This window comes from Shewanella sp. A22 (genome assembly GCF_053850585.1).
The window spans coordinates 1-808 of record NZ_JBSQBN010000258.1 but is presented as its reverse complement, the minus strand read 5'-3'; the positions used below and the strand labels follow the sequence as shown (position 1 = coordinate 808).

General features: G+C 41.5%; 1 protein-coding gene. It reads right to left on the bottom strand.

All coding sequences use genetic code 11. The features are described from left to right. Window positions 1–122 precede the first annotated feature (122 nt). The gene (locus tag ACWXWT_RS20595; protein WP_456043418.1) at window positions 123–596 is read right to left on the bottom strand and encodes a SoxR reducing system RseC family protein; all 474 of its coding nucleotides are present in this window, start codon (window positions 594–596) and stop codon (window positions 123–125) included. Window positions 597–808 lie beyond the last annotated feature (212 nt).

Genomic DNA, 808 nt, shown 5'->3' with positions numbered 1-808 from the left:
CTCAGGTATTCCACTTCTGTGTTACATCGATTTAAAAGGCAACAACCATTTCTACATCAATGTGCCTTGAATTGAAAAACCTGAGAGACTCTGAACTGACCAGATATTTAATGAGATTGGTATTAAACCTGATTCGCACTAATCACACCCACTTCTTGCCCCAAATATGCAATGATAACTGGTGATGCATTGACTTCTATTTTATTGGCTAAGCGCTTACCAATAGACCAAGCAAAAACGGCGCCTAGTGCACCAAACACCATAGCCGATACATTTGTATCAAATGCAAGCCCAGCTGCCAATAAATGACCAAACGTAGCAAAAATAAATAGGCCTGACAAAGGTAATAAGTACACCAGCGCAGCAGCTTTAATAATCACACTTTCTGGTAAGCCAACTTTCAATAAGTCACCTTCCCGACAAGGTTTATCGGTCGGTAAAGAAAAGCGTTGAGTTTTAACCGAAAACGCTTTTGCTATCGTCGAAGTGCCACAATTTTCACTGCTGGCACAATGATTACAAGCGCTTTTGAGTTCGACTTCGACGGTGACCCAACCCTGTTGATAGTCAACCACGCGGGCAATTTCTTCCATCATTGATGATTTAGAGGCGGGATGACTCATAACAACAAACCTATAAAACGAATAAATTAGCGTTGATTTTAGCACAGCGTGAAATAACAGGTTATACCAATCCTATTAAATATGTGATCTTTCAGCGGGAGTTCAAAGTGCTGTAGGCAAGGCAGATGATTGAAGCGAATAGTGATCCTCGGTAACAAGCTCCTGCGTTACTCTACCTCCAGCAT